The sequence below is a fragment of the Bradyrhizobium sp. NBAIM14 genome, from assembly GCF_020193895.1.
In the GTDB taxonomy this organism is placed as follows: Bacteria; Pseudomonadota; Alphaproteobacteria; order Rhizobiales; family Xanthobacteraceae; genus Bradyrhizobium; species Bradyrhizobium yuanmingense.
In genome coordinates this window covers 304,519-319,672 of the sequence record NZ_JADYVQ010000001.1, presented here as the reverse complement: position 1 = coordinate 319,672, position 15,154 = coordinate 304,519, and the positions used below count along the sequence as shown (strand labels likewise).

Below are 15,154 nucleotides of genomic sequence, written 5' to 3'. Positions count from 1 at the left end.
TGACCCGCCTACGAACGCGGCGCGGCCGTGAACACCGCGAGCTGCGCCTCGAACGCCCGCCTGAATGCCGGCCGCGCCTCGCCGCGCGCGACATAGGCAGCGATCTCAGGAAATTCATCGAGCAGGCCTGACGTATTCAGCCGCCGCAGCACGGTCACCATCATGAGATCGCCGGCGCTGAAGGCGCCGTCGAGCCAGTCGGCATTACTGATGTGGCCGGACAATTCGCCGAGCCTGATGCGCACACGCTCCTGCAAGCCGGGCAGGCGCTCGGCGTGCCAGCTCCTGTCGCGCTCCAACAGCATCGCCATGGAGAGCTCGACGATCGGCGGCTCCACCGTGCTTAGCGCGGCGAACATCCATGCGATGGCGCGGCTGCGCGCGTTGGCATCCTTCGGCAGCAAGCCATCGTGGTGTTCGGCGATGTGGAGCACGATCGCGCCGGACTCGAACAGAGTGAGATCGCCGTCTTCATAGGTCGGGATCTGCCCGAACGGATGCAGCGCGCGATGCGTCGGCTGTTTCATCGCGGCGAAGGAGAGGAGGCGAACGTCGTAGGGTTGGCCGACCTCTTCCAGCGCCCAGCGCACCCGCATGTCGCGCGCGTGGCCCTTGCCGCGGTCGGGGGAGGATTCGAAGGCGGTGATGGTGGGCATGGGGGGCTCCATGTGCGTCGCGCTTGGTCCGGAGGACGATTGGCGGAGACGGATTCCGACACTCGTCTTGTAGGGTGGGTTAGCCGTTTCCATACGCGGTCCATCCCCACGGGACGGGGCAAGGCGTAACCCACCACGTCTGCGTCCGCGGCGACAGAAGTGGTGGGTTACGACGGGCGGACTGCGCTTCGCGCATCCGCACGTCTAACCCACCCTACGCAGCGATCCACTTGGCTAACTCCCGCCACGGCTCCAGCGTCCAATGCCCGGACGCAGCTCCTGATGGCGAGGGCAGCACGAATGTCTCCGGCCAGCTTCCGTCGCGCGCCTGCCGCCCCGGCGCAATCGCAGCCGACGGCCGGCCGTAAAACAAGCTCGCCGCCTTCTTGCTCGTGAAGGCAATCGTCCGCGGCCGGTACTTTTCCATCTTCGCCCTGAAGCCCGGCACGTCGAACGTCCCCGCCGCGATCTGGTGATCCATCCCGGCGCCCGTCTTGCAGAGATCGGTGAAGCCGATCCCGAGCGCGATCAGCGATGCGAACTCGCCCGGCTGATAGCGGCGCGGCGTGATCCCGGCCTCATGGAGCGCGCGCCAGAAGCGGTTGCCGGGATGGGCGTAATAGTGCCCGAGCTCGGCCGAGCGGGTCGAGGCGGCGGTGCCGACGAAAACGAGGCGGATGTTGGGGCGGAGCTGGTCGGGGAGGCGGTGGATGGTGTTGGACATCTTCGATGCGACTATTGACTTGCTTCTTTCCTGAATCTGCCGTCGATATTGTCAGGGGTGTGCGAGCGCCGTGCGCCTCAGGCCGGTTGAAGGAAGAATGCAAGATCAGTTTGAGTGGCCCGAGCCCGAACACGAAGCCGACAAGGTCATTTTGCGCAACGTCCGCAACCACGGCTGTCATATCACAGGCATACCCGACGCCAACCCGCCGTTTGCATTTTCAATCGGTCTGTATCTGAACTATGGGCATCCCGAACTCATCATTTTCGGCCAGAGAGCCGAAACGGCGCAGGCCATCATCAACCTTATCCGCGACCGCGTCGCAACAGGGCATCAATTCGTCGACGGCGATGTCGCCGATGACATGCTGGAGAACGGCTACAAGCTCGGATTCTGGCAGGTGCCGCTCGGTGTCTATCGCGAATATCTCGGCACGGCGATCTGGTTTTACCAGAAGTCGCGGTTCGCATTCCCGTGTCTCCAAGTCATCTGGCAAGACGTCAATAGGCGTTTCCCCTGGGAGGCGGAATGCTCACCCGATGTCAAAAAGGATCAGCCGCTGTTAAAGAAAATGGTTGCTTGAAGGGATGCTTCGCAAAAAAAAAGCCGGGCATTTTGCCCGGCCTCTCAATTTCGGATGGCTGCCCGGGTCAAGCCCGGGCATGACGAGCGCAGCACGAGTCCCTTACAACACGCGATTGCTCTCCTTCACCTTCTCCGCATCCAGGTACAAGCTCTCGCCCATCTCCTTGAACTTCGCGCTCATCTTCGCCATGCCGTCCTCGGCGGTGCCGCTCATCGACATCCCCACGCTGTTCGGGTCGTTCAGCGTTGCCGCGTAATCCCGCACGTCCTGCGTGATCTTCATCGAGCAGAATTTTGGGCCGCACATCGAGCAGAAATGGGCGACCTTGTGGGCTTCCTTCGGCAGCGTCTCGTCGTGGAAGTTTTTCGCGGTGTCGGGATCGAGGCCGAGGTTGAACTGGTCGGTCCAGCGGAATTCGAACCGCGCGCGGGAGAGGGCGTCGTCGCGCAGTTGCGCGGCGGGGTGGCCCTTGGCGAGGTCGGCGGCGTGGGCGGCGATCTTGTAGGTGATGACGCCGGTCTTGACGTCGTTGCGGTCGGGCAGGCCGAGATGCTCCTTCGGCGTGACGTAGCAGAGCATGGCGCAGCCGAACCAGCCGATCATGGCTGCTCCAATGCCTGACGTGATGTGGTCGTAGCCCGGCGCGATGTCGGTGGTCAGCGGCCCGAGCGTGTAGAACGGCGCCTCGCCGCACTCCTTGAGCTGCTTGTCCATGTTGATCTTGATCTTGTGCATCGGCACGTGGCCGGGGCCTTCGATCATGACCTGGCAGCCCTTGTCCCATGCGATCTTTGTGAGCTCACCGAGCGTCTCCAGCTCCGCAAACTGCGCGCGGTCGTTGGCGTCGGCGATCGAGCCCGGACGCAGGCCGTCGCCGAGCGAGAACGAGACGTCATACTTGCGCATGAGGTCGCAGATCTCGTCGAAATGGGTGTAGAGGAAGCTCTCCTTGTGATGCGCCAGGCACCACTTCGCCATGATCGAGCCGCCGCGGGAGACGATGCCGGTGACGCGGCTGGCGGTGAGGTGGATGTATTGCAGGCGCACGCCGGCGTGGATGGTGAAATAGTCGACGCCCTGCTCGCACTGCTCGATCAAGGTGTCCTTGTAGAGCTCCCAGGTCAGCTTGACGGGATCGCCGTTGCACTTCTCCAGCGCCTGGTAGATCGGCACGGTGCCGATCGGCACCGGCGAGTTGCGCAAAATCCACTCACGCGTGGTGTGGATGTTGCGGCCAGTCGAGAGGTCCATCACGGTGTCGGCGCCCCAGCGGATCGCCCATACCATCTTCTCGACCTCTTCCTCGACCGACGAGGTCACCGCCGAGTTGCCGATATTGGCGTTGATCTTGGTCAGGAAGTTGCGGCCGATGATCATCGGCTCGAGCTCTGAGTGGTTGATGTTGGAGGGGATGATGGCGCGGCCGCGCGCTATCTCGTCGCGGACGAACTCGGGGGTGATGAAGGCGGGCACCGACGCGCCAAAACTTTCGCCGTCGGCGAGTGCGGCTTCGGCGCGCTCGAGCTGCTGCTTGCGGCCGAGATTTTCCCGTTCGGCGACGTAGATCATCTCCTTGGTGATGATGCCGGCGCGGGCGAACTCGAGCTGCGTCACCTTGTGGCCGTCGAGGCCGCGCAGCGGCTTGTGATAGGCCGAGAAGGCGCGCGCGGCCTTGTCCGTGGAGACGCTGCCATTGTCCTCCGGCTTGATCTGGCGGCCCTCATATTCCTCGACGCCGCCGCGCTCCAGCACCCATTGCTTGCGGTTGCGCGCCAAGCCGGCGTTGACGTCGATCGTGACGGAGGGATCGGTGTAAGGGCCCGAGGTATCATAGACCGGCAGGTTCGGCTCGCCCGCGCCTTCGGACAGGATGATCTCGCGCAAGGGCACGCGGATATCAGGCGCGGCGTCGGGGGTCGCGAAGATTTTTCGCGAGGAGGGCAGGGGGCCGGTGGTGACGGCGGGGACGGTTTTATCGGGGTTGGAGCGGATGTTCATGGGATCCTCCGGTTAATTCGTATGCTTGGGCGCCGGGACGACGCTGGTGACGAAGTTCTTCGTCATTGCGAGCGCAGCGAAGCAATCCAGAACTGCGTCCGCGGAGACAGTCTGGATTGCTTCGTCGCAAGGGCTCCTCGCAATGACGGTGGAGAGAGTTTCGGTCATGCCGCCTCCTTTGAACCGTCGAGCCATTGCCGCACGCGGGCATCGGGGTCGGGGTTCTGGGTGACGTCGGAGACAACAGCAATGGAATCCGCGCCGGCGGCAAAAATCTCCGCGGCGTGCTCGAACTTGATGCCGCCGATGGCAACCAGCGGGATGGTGCCGATGCGCTGCTTCCATTCGGTGATCTTGGGAATGCCCTGCGGCTCGAAGCGCATCGATTTCAGGGTCGTGAAGAAGATCGGGCCGAGCGCGACGTAGTCGGGCTTCGCCGCCAGCGCGGTCTCAAGCTCGGCGTCGTCATGGGTGGAGATGCCGAGCTTGAGGCCGGCCTCGCGGATAGCGCCGAGATCTGCGTCTGCAAGATCCTCCTGGCCGAGATGCAGGTATTGTGCACCCGCAACGATCGCTGCGCGCCAATAATCGTTCACCACCAGCTTGGCCTGCGTGTCCTTGGTGATGGCCAGCGCGTCGGTGACGATCTGCAGCGCGTCGGCGTCGTTCAGCTCTTTGGCGCGCAGCTGGATGGTGCCGACGCCGAGCTTGGTCAGGCGTTCGACCCAGGCCAGGCTATCAACCACGGGATAGAAGCGATCAGGATACGGCATGCCAGAACGGGGTCCCAACGACAGGGGTGGAGGGCGAGGCGAAGTCGCGGGCGTTCATCAGCCCGGCCTCGTAAGCGGTGCGGCCGGCCTCACAGCCGAGGCGGAAGGCGTTCGCCATTGCGACGGGATCGGCGGCTTTGGCGATGGCGGTGTTGAGCAGCACGGCATCATAGCCGAGCTCGAACGCCTGCGCGGCGTGAGAAGGCGCGCCGAGGCCAGCGTCGACCACCAGCGTGATGTCGGGCAGCCGCTCGCGCAACAGTTTTAGCGCATCGCGGTTGGTGATGCCCTTGGCGCTGCCAATCGGCGCGGCCCACGGCATCACCACCTTGCACCCCGTTTCGACCAGGCGGCTCGCGACCGAGAGGTCCTCGGTGCAATAGGGGAAGACTTCAAAACCGTCCTTGATCAGGATGCCGGCGGCTTCGACCAGGCCGACGACGTCGGGCTGCAGCGTGTCGTTGTCGGCGATGACCTCCAGCTTGATCCAGCTTGTGCCGAACAATTCGCGTGCGAGCTTGGCCGTCGTCACCGCCTCGCGCACGGTGCGGCATCCCGCGGTGTTCGGCAGCACTGACACGTCGAGCTCGCGGATCAGCTTCCAGAACGCATCGCCAGTCTTGCCGCCGGCGGATTCGCGCCGCAGTGACACCGTGACGATGTTGGCACCGGAGGCGCGGATCGCCTCTTGCATGATCGCAGGCGAGGGATAGAGCGCGCTGCCGATCAGCAGGCGGGAGGCGAAGGTTTTGCCGTAGAAGGTCACCATGTGGGTGTTTCCTCGATTAAGGCTCTCTCCGCCGTCATTGCGAGCGAAGCGAAGCAATCCAGAGATTCATCCGCGGAGACACTCTGGATTGCTTCGTCGCTGCGCTCCTCGCAATGACGGAAAGAACCCTGAACGGGCGGCAGATGGAAGGCGCGCTCCGTCATTCGGCTCACCCTCCCTGCCGCGGCGTGATGATCTCGATCTCGTCGCCGGCTTGCAGCAGCGTCTCCGCCCAGCGGCTCTTCGGCACGACGTCGTAATTGAGCGCGATGGCGAAATGGCTGCCTTCGTAGTCGAGCTCGGCGAGCAGCGCGTCGACGCTGGCTGCGCTGACCTCGCGCTGCTCACCATTGACGATCACGCGCATTGCATTACCTCGTTGTCGATCTGGCCGCGCTCGACATAGGCGAGCGTCAGCTCGGCGAGCGCCGGCGCAATCAGGAAGCCGTGGCGGTAGAGGCCGTTGACGCTGATCTTACGATCGCGAATGCCGATGCGCGGCAGATTGTCGGGATAAGCGGGGCGCAGCCCCGAGCCGAATTCGACGATGCGGGCCTCGCCGAACGCCGGGTGCACGGTATAGGCCGCGCCCAAGAGCTCCAGCGCGGAGCGCACGCTGACGCCGGTGTCTTCGGCCTCGATCGAGGTCGCGCCCAGCATGAACAGGCCGTTCTCACGCGGGATCACGTAGAGCGGCCAACGCGGATGGATCAGCCGCACCGGGCGCGCCAGCTGCACCTCGTCCGTCTCGATCAGGATCATCTCGCCCTTGACGCCGCGAAGCTCGCTCTGCTCGTCGCGGGCACCAAGGCCGCGGCAGTCGATGACGATGCCGTCTAGCTCGTTCGCGGTGACGTCGCTGCAGAACTTGATGGTGCCGCCGGCAGCCTTGATGCGCTCGTGCAGCTGCGGCAGCACGCGGCGCGGCTCGACATGGCCCTCGGCGGGGAAGAACAGCGCGTCGCGGAAGCGGCCCTCCAGCGACGGCTCGAGCGCGGCAAGGCCGGCGGCATCGAGCCGGCGGTGATCCGCGGTCATGCGCGCAAACCGCTCGAAATCGTTGCGCTCGCGCGGGTGGGCGACGACCAGCGAGCCGTTGAACGGCGTGTCGGGCAGCTCGCGCCGCCAGAGATCGAGCGAGCGCAGGCCGAGGCGGCTGATGATGGGTTCGGCGACCTCGGCCTCGCAATAGGGCGCGAGCATGCCGCCGGCCCAATGGCTGGTGGCATCCGTCATCGCCTCGTCACCGCGCTCGTGCAAGGTGACGGCGTGGCCGGCCTGCGCGAACAGCAAGGCCTGCCAGGCGCCCGCGATGCCTGCGCCGATGATGGATACCGGTGAATCCGGTCGCTTGATGGTCTGCAACATCCCTGTCCCTTCGCCGGCATGACCCGGATCAGGTTCAAAGGGTCACCGCGGTCCTGGGCGGTATTGCCCATTTAGCGGTATCTCAGCTCCTCCTCGGAGCACCCCTCGGAACGGTGCTAATGTATGCCAGCAGGATGGGGTGGTCAACGCGGTAACAGTCGTCATGCCCGGGCTTGTCCCGCCTGCGCGGCCGAAGCCGCTTCGGCGAGGCGAAGGCCCGGGCATCCACGTACTTGGCGCAGATGCAAGACGTGGATGGCCGGGTCAAGCCCGGCCATAACGGAGATCAATGAGCGGGAACCTGCGCCCGCGCGTTACGGACGCGCTGGGCGAGCTTCCTGTGGGTCGGAGCGGCGAACATCGGCTGCGGATTGCCGTTCGGCTCGAGCCAGGGCTGGCCCATAGTGCCTTGGCCCATGGTCTCGCCCGCATGGGCGACCTGGACCGCCTCCTGCCGCTGGCGCTTTGCAGCATAGTAATAGCCGCCCGCGAAATAACGCACGGCTCGCGCGTGATCGCCATTGGCGGCGCGGTAGGCGCCGGCGAGGTATTTCACAGCGTAGGTGAGGTTGGTGTTGGGATCGCGCAGGCCGGCTGCATCGCCGGTGTAGCCGACCCCGCGGGCGGTCGCGAGCTTGATCTGCATCAGCCCGATAGTGCCGCCGCGACCGACCACATGCGGCTGATAGCGGCTCTCACGCATGATGACACGATGCACCAGTGCTTCCGGCACGCCGTTGGCGCGGGCATGGGCGGCCACCATCTCGGCATATTCGGCTTGCCCGGCGCAAGCTGCCTGCGGCAACGTCAATCCGGCCGCGAGCAGCGCGACAATTCGTAAGATTTTCATCGAAGTATTCCTCGGCAGAACGGACCCGCGCCCCAGCGCGTTAGGCCGTGGGAACACGGCGATGATGTGGCGAAATGTCACCAACGGCGATTTTCGCCGGCTCGTCGCTTTTGCGACTTAAACCTGGGTTAAGCTCGGAGCTGGTGGAGCGCCTTACGTGACAGCGGGTCTGTCCATTTCGCGCATTCGCCCAACAATCGCTAGTCAAAGCCAGCACTCGGGAGACGTCCATGACCCCTGCAGACATCGACGACATTCCCAAGCAGAACCCTTGTGCACAATGTGGCACACCGATCCCGTTCCCTGACTGGATCGAGCCGGGCGAAGGGCGCGTCTCCTATCTCTGGACCTGCCACGCCTGCAATTACCGCTTCGAGGCGGTGGCGATCTTCCCGCACGAGGCGATCGAGCACCCGCCGCTCGCGGCTTGATCAGGCGGCAAGGCACGGCGCCTGCGAGACCGGCAATCGCATCCGCACGATCAGGCCGCGCGGGGCGCGGTCATGCAGCGACAGCTCGCCGCCGTGGCCGAGCGCGATTGCGCGCGCGATCGACAGGCCGAGCCCGAAGCCGGTGGAGTAGTCCATGGTGCGCGCGTCGTCGCCGCGCGCGAACGGCTCCAGCATCTCCTGCTTGCGTGCATCCGAAATGCCGGGCCGTCGTCCTCGACGTCGATGACGAGCATGGCGTCCGAGACGTCGAGGCGGATCGTCACCTCGGCGCCGAAGCGCACCGCGTTCTCGACCAGGTTGGTGACGCCGCGATGCAGATCGTCGGGCCGCGCGGCGGCGGTCGCGGACGCCGGCCCGACATAGTGCACGACTTGGCCCATGTCGCCGAATTGATCGGCGACGAGCTGCAGCGTGCTGGCGATGTCGACCAGCGTCACCGCCTCGACCTTGCGGTCGTCGCGCAAGAGCGACAGCACCGATTCCAGCATCGCGCGCATCTGGTCGAGATCCATCAGCATGCGCTTGCGGTTGGCTTCGTCCTCGATGAACTCGGCGCGCAGGCGCAGCCGCGTGATCGGCGTGCGCAAATCGTGGCTGATCGCCGCCAGCATCCGCGTGCGGTCCGACATCAGCCGCACGATCCGCTCGTGCATGCGGTTGAGCGCGCGCGCCACCGCGCGGATCTCCTCCGGGCCGCGCTCGGGCAGCGGCTCGGCGGCGCCCTCGAGGCTGAAATTCTCCGCCGCCGCGGCGAAGGACGACAGCGGCCTCGTCAGCGCGCGCGCCGCCCACAGGCCGAGCACGGTGACGCAGATGAAGGCGCTCATCAGTGCCATCAGCCAGGGCGCGCCAGAGAACAACGGCCGCGGGGCGCCATCGACATGGCCCGCGATCACGGTGCCGTCGGGCAATTGCACGCCGATACGGGGCTCGATGCTGCCTGAAGCCAGCCGTCCGGTCTTGTAGGCGCGGCCGAGATGGCGGCGCATCCAGCGCAGATGCAGGCTGTCGCTCTCCGCGAGATTGGCCGTGCCGGGCGCCAGCATCTCGATGCCGAGCCCGGGGAAGGCGCGCGCGAGATCGGTGACGAGGCGCGGACGCTCGCTCGCCTCCGCCGCCTCGAGCAGCAGCGCGGCATCGGCCAGTTGATGCGCCCGGTCCGGCGGGGCATCAGGGCGGTCCTGCCGGATAATCAGGAAGGCGGTGGTGATGACGAGATGGAGCGCCACTGTCGAGGCCAGCACCAGCGCGGCGATCTGCCCGCCGATACCCTTGAGGTGGAAGAACGAAAACGGCTTCATCGTCGTCCCCCTCAGCTGCTCACGGGCACTGCGGTCGCTTCGGCGCTTGCTGCCTCGGTTTTCGCGACCTCGGTTCGTGGCGTGAAAAGATAGCCGCCGGAGCGCACCGTCTTGATCAGGGTGGGATCGGCCGGATTGGGCTCGATCTTGCGGCGGATGCGGCTGACCAAGACGTCGATGGAGCGCTCGAACGCGCCGGTGTTGCGCCCCTGCGTGAGGTCGAGCAGGCTGTCGCGCGACAGCACGCGGCCGGGCCGCTCGCAGAACGTGCGCAGCAGGTCGAACTCGGCGCTGGTCACCGCGACGCGCGCGCCTGCGGGATTGCGGAGCTCGCGCAAGCGCAGATCGATGCGCCAGCCTTCGAAGGTGAGCGCGGAGGCACCTTCGACCGAGCTCGCCGCTTGCGCGGCCGCCTGGCGACGCAGCACCGCGTTGATGCGGGCGAGCAGCTCGCGCGGGTTGAACGGCTTCGGCAGATAATCGTCCGCGCCCATCTCGAGGCCGACGATGCGGTCGATGTCCTCGCCGCGCGCGGTCAGCATGATGATCGGCGTCTGGTTTTCGGCGCGCACCTTGCGGCACAGGCTGAGGCCGTCGTCGCCAGGCAGCATGACGTCCAGGATGATAAGATCGACGCGGTGGTCGGCCATGGCGCGCGACATCTCGCGGCCGTCGGCGACGGCGGTGACGTTGCAGGCGTTGTTGCGCAGATATTTCGCAATCAGCGTCCGGGTTTCGCGGTCGTCCTCGACGACCAGGATGTTGGGATTGGGAATGGCCATGGACCTTGTTTGTCCAAAATTCCGGCCAAAAGGCGAAGATTTTTGTTTCGAATTGTTTCTACCGGGCGGTCAGCAACGGACGGCAATCGCCCCACCGCCGAGCGGGAAGCTCTCGTTAAGGCCGTTAACCATACCGTGGCGTGGTCCGCGGCGAAACCCGCAAAACCAAGGGAGCCATCATGACCTCGATCTCGGCGGCCTCCGCCGGCAGCTATCAATCGCCACTGCAACGGCTTCAGCAGGAATTGCAGTCGCAAGTCTCCGCCGGCACGATCTCGTCGTCGGACCAGTCCGCGCTCTCGACGGCGCTGACGGATATCGACACGGCGCTCCAGCAGAGCCGATCGAGCGGCCAGTCGAGCGGCGCGCCTCCCTCCAAGGACGAGATGCAGTCGAGGATCGAGGACCTCATCTCGAGCGAAGTGTCGAACGGGACGCTGACCTCCGAACAGGCCGAGGAGCTGAAAAGCGTGTTTCAGTCGGCCTTCGCGGGCGGCGCGGGTGGACCAGGCGGTCCGCCGCCGGACGACGGCTCTTCGGATTCGACGACGACGGATTCGACGAGCAGCAGCTCGACGGACCAGACCACCGCCGAGATCCTCCAGCAATTCCTCCAGGCGCTGCAGCAATCGCAATCGTCAGCATCCTCCTACGGTGCCAATGGCAGCTCAACCGGCAATTCGAGCTTCGCCGCGCTCCTGATCGACTACAAGAGCTGACCTCGGCGACGCCGGGTCGGTGCGGTCTTCGCCGCGGTCCTGCCTTGCCCTAATGCGCATGATCCTCGGCGGGGAACCGTGCACCGCAAAATGTTCCTGAGTGACGCAGGAACAGTTCGCGCATGGCGCGACGAAATTGCGGCGCGCACGGAACTGCGCCCGATCAGAGCGGTTTTCTCCGCACGAGTTTTCTGTGAAGGAGAGGACAACAATGTTGATGAAATCGATCGTAACCGGCCTCGCCGGTACCGCGCTACTTGCGACCGTCGCATTCGCGCAAACGCCGCCCGCCGCCACCACCGACAAGGCGGCCCCTGCGGCCACCGCAACGACCACGACGGCTTCCGGCCAGTGGCGTACCTCGAAGATGGATGGCCTGAAAGTCTACAACGAGGCCAACGAGAACATCGGCACGATCAACGACCTGCTGATGGACAAGAACGGTGACATCAAGATCGCCGTGATCGGAGTCGGCGGCTTCCTCGGCATGGGCGAGCATCTGGTCGCCGTGCCCTACGAGAAGCTGAAGTTCGTCAACGAGCCCGTCGCCTATACCGGCACCGGCGCGAACACCGGCGCCCGGCCCGCAGGCACGACGACCGGCGCTGCGACCGGTACCGACAGGCCCGCAGCGACCGCATCGACGTCGTCCGCGTCGAAATGGTACCCGGACCACGCCGTGTTCAATGCCAGCAAGGACGAGCTGAAGAACATGCCGCAGTTCAAGTACGCGGAGTAATGCGGCTCGCGTAACTGCCTGAACGAAGCGCGCCTGGTTTTCACCGGGCGCGCTGTCGTGTCTTTAACTTCCTGCGTCCTCAACCCCCGCTGCCCTTGAGCCGTTCATTGCGTCGGCGCAGGGCTTCCAGGGTGGCGAGCAAGATGACCGAGACGGTCGTCAAGATCACGGCCGCTGCCGTGATGGTCGGGCTGATGTTCTCGCGGATGCCGCTGAACATCTCGCGCGGCAGGGTGCGCTGCTCGGGGCCCGCCATGAACAGCACGATCACCACCTCGTCGAAGCTGGTTGCGAACGCGAACAGCGCGCCTGATGCCAGACCCGGCAGGATCAGCGGCAGGATCACGCGACGGAACGCGTAGATTGGCGAGGCGCCGAGCGAGGCGGCGGCGCGTGCCAGGTTGGTGTCAAAGCTCTGCAGCGTCGCCCCGACCGTGATCACCACGAAGGGCGTCGCCAGCGCGGTGTGGGCCAGGATCAGACCGAGATAGCTGCCGGTCAGCCCGATCGGCGCGAAGAAGAAGACAGGCCGACCGCGGTGATGACCCCGGGCACGACCACCGGCGACAGCACGAAGGCCAGCACGAGCGGCTTGAACCGGCTCTTCCACTGCGCCAGCCCGAGCGCCGCCAGCGTGCCGAGCACCATGGACAACAGCGTCGAGGCGATGCCGATGATCATGCTGTTCTTGAGCGAGTTCATCCATCGCGGCGAATTGATGAAGTCGTCGTACCAGCGCAAGGAAAGGCTCGGCAGCGGATAGGTGAGGTACGAGCCAGAACTGAACGACAGCGGCATGATCGCCAGGATCGGCGCGATCAGGAAGATGAACACGAGGGTGGAGACAACGATGGTCGCGGTCCACGCGATGCGCTGGCTGGGCGTGCGCAAGGAGTTGTCGGTCAATTCTTCATGCCTCCCGTGACCTGCTGGCCTGCACCAGCTTGCCGTAGACGAGAGCGAGCAGAACGGTGGCGAGCAGCAGCACCGCGCCCAGCGCCGAAGCAAGGCCCCAATTGGCCGTCTCGGTCGTGTAGAGGGCGATGAAGTAGCTGATCATCTGGTCGGCGGCGCCGCCGACGAGGGCCGGCGTGATGTAGTAGCCGAGCGCCAGGATGAAGACGAGCAGGCTTCCCGCGCCGATGCCAGGCAGGGTCTGCGGCAGGTAGATCCGCAGGAAGGCGGTGAGGGGCGGTGCACCGAGCGAAGCGGCGGCACGCATGTAGGCGGGCGAGATCGCCTTCATGCTGCTGTACAGCGGCAGGATCATGAACGGCAGCAGAACGTGGGTCATGGCAACGCAGACGCCGAAGCGGTTGTAGATCAGGCGCAAGGGTGCGTCGATGATGCCGAGCCAGAGCAGACTATCGTTCACGACGCCCTTGCTCTGCAACAGGACGATCCAGGCGCAGGTGCGAACCAGGAGCGACGTCCAGAACGGCAGCAGCACGAAGATCATCAAGAGGTTCGACCGGCCGGGCGGCAGCGTCGCCAGGAGGTAGGCGACCGGAAAGCCGAGAATCAGGCAGAGGGCCGTGACAGCGAGGCTGATGAGGAAGGTGCGGAGGAAAATGTCGCGGTAGATGGCCTGATCCGGTGGTGCGGCGACGATCGCGCCGTCGGCGTTTCGCGTCAGGTCGAGCGCGGCGAGCAGGTAGAAGCCGGTGATCGGGCCGCCGGCGTCCTTGATCGTGGTCCAGGTGGCGCGTTCGCGCCAGGCGGGGCTGATCCTGCCCAGCGTCTCCCTGGCCGTACCGGGCTCAGGCACCGCCTTCAGATTGCGTCCTGTGCTGGTCAGGATCGTGCGGAAGCCGTTCAGCGCGTAGTTGAGCCGTTTGGCCGCAATCGCAAGGGTGCCGGCGGCGCGCGCCGCCAGGATGTCGCTTGCAAGCGCCGCATAGGCGTTTTCATCCGGCAAGTCCTTGCCGTCCCAACTGGCAAGAGCAGCGACCGTTTGCGGCAGGACCTGACGCACCTCCCAGTCCTCGACCGAGCGCCACAGCATGCCGGCGATGGGACCTGCGAAGGTGAAGAGCAGAAACAGCAGAAGCGGCAGGACCAGCGCCAATGCCTTGACCTGGCGTGTCCGCTCCGCACGCCTCAATCGGCGTTTGAGCGGCACCTCAGTCTTGTTATCGGCGCCGAGCGCGGGCGCTGCTGTCATGGAGAAAGCCTCTTGGAGCAGCCTGAGCAAGCGCCTCGTCCTTCGAGGCGACCGCTTCGCGGTCTCCTCAGGATGAGGCTCATTGACATTGGTGCCAGTAACGTCGCTGCCACAGACTCAGACCTCATCCTGAGGGCCCGCCGTAGGCGGGCGTCTCGAAGGATGCGCCACGGGCGAGTTGTCCGCGCGCACGTCTAGCTGCTCCCGCTATTTCGCGGCCCATTTGTTGAAGCGCTCGGTCAGGCGGTCGATGTTCTCGAGCCAGAAAGCCACGTTGATCTCGACCGCGTTCTTGATGTTGTCAGGCGCCGTCGGCAGGTCCTTCAGGACGGCGGGCGCGAGCCGGCCGGCGGCATCCTTGTTCGAAGTGCCATAGGCAATGTTCTCCGACAGCTTGGACTGGTTCTCCGCCTTTCCGACGAAGTCCAGGAACTTGTAGGCCGCATCCTTGTTCGGGCTCCCCTTCAGGATGACCCAGCTGTCGAGGGTGAAGAGCGCGCCGCCCCACACCATGCCGAAGTTCTTCTTCTCGTTCTTGTTCGCGGTGTCGATGCGGCCATTGTAGACCGAGGTCATCGCCACCTCGCCGGAGGCGAGCAATTGCGGCGGCTGCGCGCCGGCCTTCCACCAGACGAGGTCGCCCTTGATGGTGTCGAGCTTCTTGAAGGCGCGCTCGATGCCTTCGTCGGTCGCCAGCACCTTGTAGACGTCCTTCGGTGCGACGCCGTCGGCCATGAGGGCGATCTCCAGCGTGGTCTTCGGGCCCTGGCGCAGCGCGCGCTTGCCCGGAATCTTCTTGGTGTCGAAGAAGTCGGCCCAGCCTTTCGGGGCCTCCTTCAGCTTGTCCTTGTCGTAGCCGAGGACGAAATCGTAGAGGATGGCGCCGACCCCGCAAGGATTGACCGACGGCGGGATGTAGGCGGCCTCGCCGCCGATCTTGGAATAGTCCAGTTTCTCGAACAGGCCTTCCTCGCAGCCGACCGCGAGCTCATCGCTCTCGACCTGGACGACGTCCCAGGTGGCGGCGCCTCCCTGCACCTTGGCGCGCAGCACGCCGACGCCGCCGTCCCAGGATTCGTCGTTCATCGCGATGCCGGATGCTTTCTTGAACGGCTCGAAATAGACCTTCTTCTGGGCCTCCTGATACGCGCCGCCCCACGAGACGACAGTGAGGTCACGCGCTTCTGCGACATTGGTCAGCGCGACACCGGCGCCCAATGCCGCGGCGAAACCCAGAGCAATCTTGCGCTTCAGCATGGTCTTCGTTCCTTCT

Annotated in this window: 14 protein-coding genes, 3 pseudogenes and 1 riboswitch; of the genes and pseudogenes, 4 read left to right on the top strand and 13 right to left on the bottom strand. The window is 65.1% G+C overall.

Annotation, left to right across the window (positions count from 1 at the left end; translation table 11 throughout):
* Positions 1-8: 8 nt before the first annotated feature.
* Together I6F28_RS01415 and I6F28_RS01410 are read right to left on the bottom strand one after the other, a co-directional pair.
* Complete coding sequence (locus I6F28_RS01415) at positions 9-656, bottom strand: glutathione S-transferase family protein (RefSeq protein WP_225139109.1); 648 nt, start codon at positions 654-656, stop codon at positions 9-11.
* 214 nt (positions 657-870) lie between these two features.
* Positions 871-1,380: a mismatch-specific DNA-glycosylase gene (locus I6F28_RS01410; protein WP_225139108.1), complete on the bottom strand. Its 510-nt coding sequence runs from the start codon at positions 1,378-1,380 to the stop codon at positions 871-873.
* A 97-nt stretch (positions 1,381-1,477) separates the two neighbouring features.
* Between I6F28_RS01410 and I6F28_RS01405 the strand changes: the two genes are divergently transcribed.
* Positions 1,478-1,963 (top strand): DUF4262 domain-containing protein, encoded by a 486-nt coding sequence (locus I6F28_RS01405; protein WP_225139107.1) that lies wholly within the window; start codon positions 1,478-1,480, stop codon positions 1,961-1,963.
* Between the two features lie 102 nt (positions 1,964-2,065).
* Here the strand turns inward: I6F28_RS01405 and thiC are convergent, their stop codons facing one another.
* The 6 genes from thiC to I6F28_RS01375 form a co-directional block, all read right to left on the bottom strand.
* Entirely contained in the window at positions 2,066-3,964 is a 1,899-nt protein-coding gene (thiC, locus tag I6F28_RS01400) for a phosphomethylpyrimidine synthase ThiC (protein WP_225139106.1), read from the bottom strand.
* A gap of 164 nt (positions 3,965-4,128) precedes the next feature.
* Positions 4,129-4,737: a thiamine phosphate synthase gene (locus I6F28_RS01395; protein ID WP_036013245.1), complete on the bottom strand. Its 609-nt coding sequence runs from the start codon at positions 4,735-4,737 to the stop codon at positions 4,129-4,131.
* Entirely contained in the window at positions 4,724-5,506 is a 783-nt protein-coding gene (locus I6F28_RS01390; protein WP_109145910.1) for a thiazole synthase, read from the bottom strand. The genes I6F28_RS01395 and I6F28_RS01390 overlap by 14 nt, the downstream gene beginning before the upstream one ends.
* Positions 5,507-5,675: 169 nt before the next feature.
* Complete coding sequence (gene thiS / locus I6F28_RS01385) at positions 5,676-5,873, bottom strand: sulfur carrier protein ThiS (RefSeq protein WP_225139105.1); 198 nt, start codon at positions 5,871-5,873, stop codon at positions 5,676-5,678.
* Positions 5,864-6,874 (bottom strand): FAD-dependent oxidoreductase, encoded by a 1,011-nt coding sequence (locus tag I6F28_RS01380; RefSeq protein WP_225139104.1) that lies wholly within the window; start codon positions 6,872-6,874, stop codon positions 5,864-5,866. Before I6F28_RS01380 ends, thiS begins: the two co-directional genes overlap by 10 nt.
* Positions 6,862-6,990, bottom strand: a riboswitch (TPP riboswitch). (Overlaps the previous gene by 13 nt.)
* 170 nt (positions 6,991-7,160) lie before the next feature.
* Positions 7,161-7,724 (bottom strand): lytic transglycosylase domain-containing protein, encoded by a 564-nt coding sequence (locus tag I6F28_RS01375; RefSeq protein ID WP_225139103.1) that lies wholly within the window; start codon positions 7,722-7,724, stop codon positions 7,161-7,163.
* A 230-nt stretch (positions 7,725-7,954) separates the two neighbouring features.
* Here I6F28_RS01375 and I6F28_RS01370 point away from each other — a divergent pair, with 230 nt between their 5' ends.
* Entirely contained in the window at positions 7,955-8,155 is a 201-nt protein-coding gene (locus I6F28_RS01370) for a hypothetical protein (RefSeq protein WP_036013259.1), read from the top strand.
* Here I6F28_RS01370 and I6F28_RS01365 read toward each other — a convergent pair.
* Positions 8,156-9,477 (bottom strand): annotated as a pseudogene (locus I6F28_RS01365) (HAMP domain-containing sensor histidine kinase).
* Positions 9,478-9,488: 11 nt separating this feature from the next.
* Positions 9,489-10,259: a response regulator gene (locus tag I6F28_RS01360; protein WP_225139102.1), complete on the bottom strand. Its 771-nt coding sequence runs from the start codon at positions 10,257-10,259 to the stop codon at positions 9,489-9,491.
* 179 nt (positions 10,260-10,438) lie between these two features.
* Between I6F28_RS01360 and I6F28_RS01355 the strand changes: the two genes are divergently transcribed.
* Both I6F28_RS01355 and I6F28_RS01350 read left to right on the top strand, forming a co-directional pair.
* On the top strand, positions 10,439-10,978 hold the full coding sequence (locus I6F28_RS01355; protein ID WP_225139101.1) for a hypothetical protein: 540 nt from the start codon (positions 10,439-10,441) through the stop codon (positions 10,976-10,978).
* Positions 10,979-11,189: 211 nt separating this feature from the next.
* Positions 11,190-11,717: a PRC-barrel domain-containing protein gene (locus I6F28_RS01350; protein ID WP_225128371.1), complete on the top strand. Its 528-nt coding sequence runs from the start codon at positions 11,190-11,192 to the stop codon at positions 11,715-11,717.
* Positions 11,718-11,796: 79 nt separating this feature from the next.
* On the opposite strand, the pseudogene I6F28_RS01345 reads toward I6F28_RS01350, so the two are convergent.
* The 3 genes and pseudogenes from I6F28_RS01345 to I6F28_RS01335 all read right to left on the bottom strand — a co-directional run bounded on the left by I6F28_RS01345 (position 11,797) and on the right by I6F28_RS01335 (position 15,138).
* Positions 11,797-12,623: pseudogene (locus I6F28_RS01345) on the bottom strand (ABC transporter permease).
* A pseudogene (locus I6F28_RS01340) lies at positions 12,620-13,881 on the bottom strand (ABC transporter permease). The pseudogenes I6F28_RS01345 and I6F28_RS01340 overlap by 4 nt, the downstream one beginning before the upstream one ends.
* Positions 13,882-14,088: 207 nt before the next feature.
* Positions 14,089-15,138, bottom strand: a complete 1,050-nt coding sequence (locus I6F28_RS01335) for an ABC transporter substrate-binding protein (protein ID WP_225128369.1) — start codon at positions 15,136-15,138, stop codon at positions 14,089-14,091.
* Positions 15,139-15,154: the final 16 nt, after the last annotated feature.

Excerpts from the sequence above, each read along its gene's own strand:
- I6F28_RS01415 (WP_225139109.1), bottom strand. The coding sequence starts at position 656 with ATGCCCACCATCACCGCCTTCGAATCCTCCCCCGACCGCGGCAAGGGC.
- I6F28_RS01410 (WP_225139108.1), bottom strand. The coding sequence starts at position 1,380 with ATGTCCAACACCATCCACCGCCTCCCCGACCAGCTCCGCCCCAACATC.
- I6F28_RS01405 (WP_225139107.1), top strand. The coding sequence starts at position 1,478 with ATGCAAGATCAGTTTGAGTGGCCCGAGCCCGAACACGAAGCCGACAAG.
- thiC (WP_225139106.1), bottom strand. The coding sequence starts at position 3,964 with ATGAACATCCGCTCCAACCCCGATAAAACCGTCCCCGCCGTCACCACC.
- I6F28_RS01395 (WP_036013245.1), bottom strand. The coding sequence starts at position 4,737 with ATGCCGTATCCTGATCGCTTCTATCCCGTGGTTGATAGCCTGGCCTGG.
- I6F28_RS01390 (WP_109145910.1), bottom strand. The coding sequence starts at position 5,506 with ATGGTGACCTTCTACGGCAAAACCTTCGCCTCCCGCCTGCTGATCGGC.
- thiS (WP_225139105.1), bottom strand. The coding sequence starts at position 5,873 with ATGCGCGTGATCGTCAATGGTGAGCAGCGCGAGGTCAGCGCAGCCAGC.
- I6F28_RS01380 (WP_225139104.1), bottom strand. The coding sequence starts at position 6,874 with ATGTTGCAGACCATCAAGCGACCGGATTCACCGGTATCCATCATCGGC.
- I6F28_RS01375 (WP_225139103.1), bottom strand. The coding sequence starts at position 7,724 with ATGAAAATCTTACGAATTGTCGCGCTGCTCGCGGCCGGATTGACGTTG.
- I6F28_RS01370 (WP_036013259.1), top strand. The coding sequence starts at position 7,955 with ATGACCCCTGCAGACATCGACGACATTCCCAAGCAGAACCCTTGTGCA.
- I6F28_RS01360 (WP_225139102.1), bottom strand. The coding sequence starts at position 10,259 with ATGGCCATTCCCAATCCCAACATCCTGGTCGTCGAGGACGACCGCGAA.
- I6F28_RS01355 (WP_225139101.1), top strand. The coding sequence starts at position 10,439 with ATGACCTCGATCTCGGCGGCCTCCGCCGGCAGCTATCAATCGCCACTG.
- I6F28_RS01350 (WP_225128371.1), top strand. The coding sequence starts at position 11,190 with ATGTTGATGAAATCGATCGTAACCGGCCTCGCCGGTACCGCGCTACTT.
- I6F28_RS01335 (WP_225128369.1), bottom strand. The coding sequence starts at position 15,138 with ATGCTGAAGCGCAAGATTGCTCTGGGTTTCGCCGCGGCATTGGGCGCC.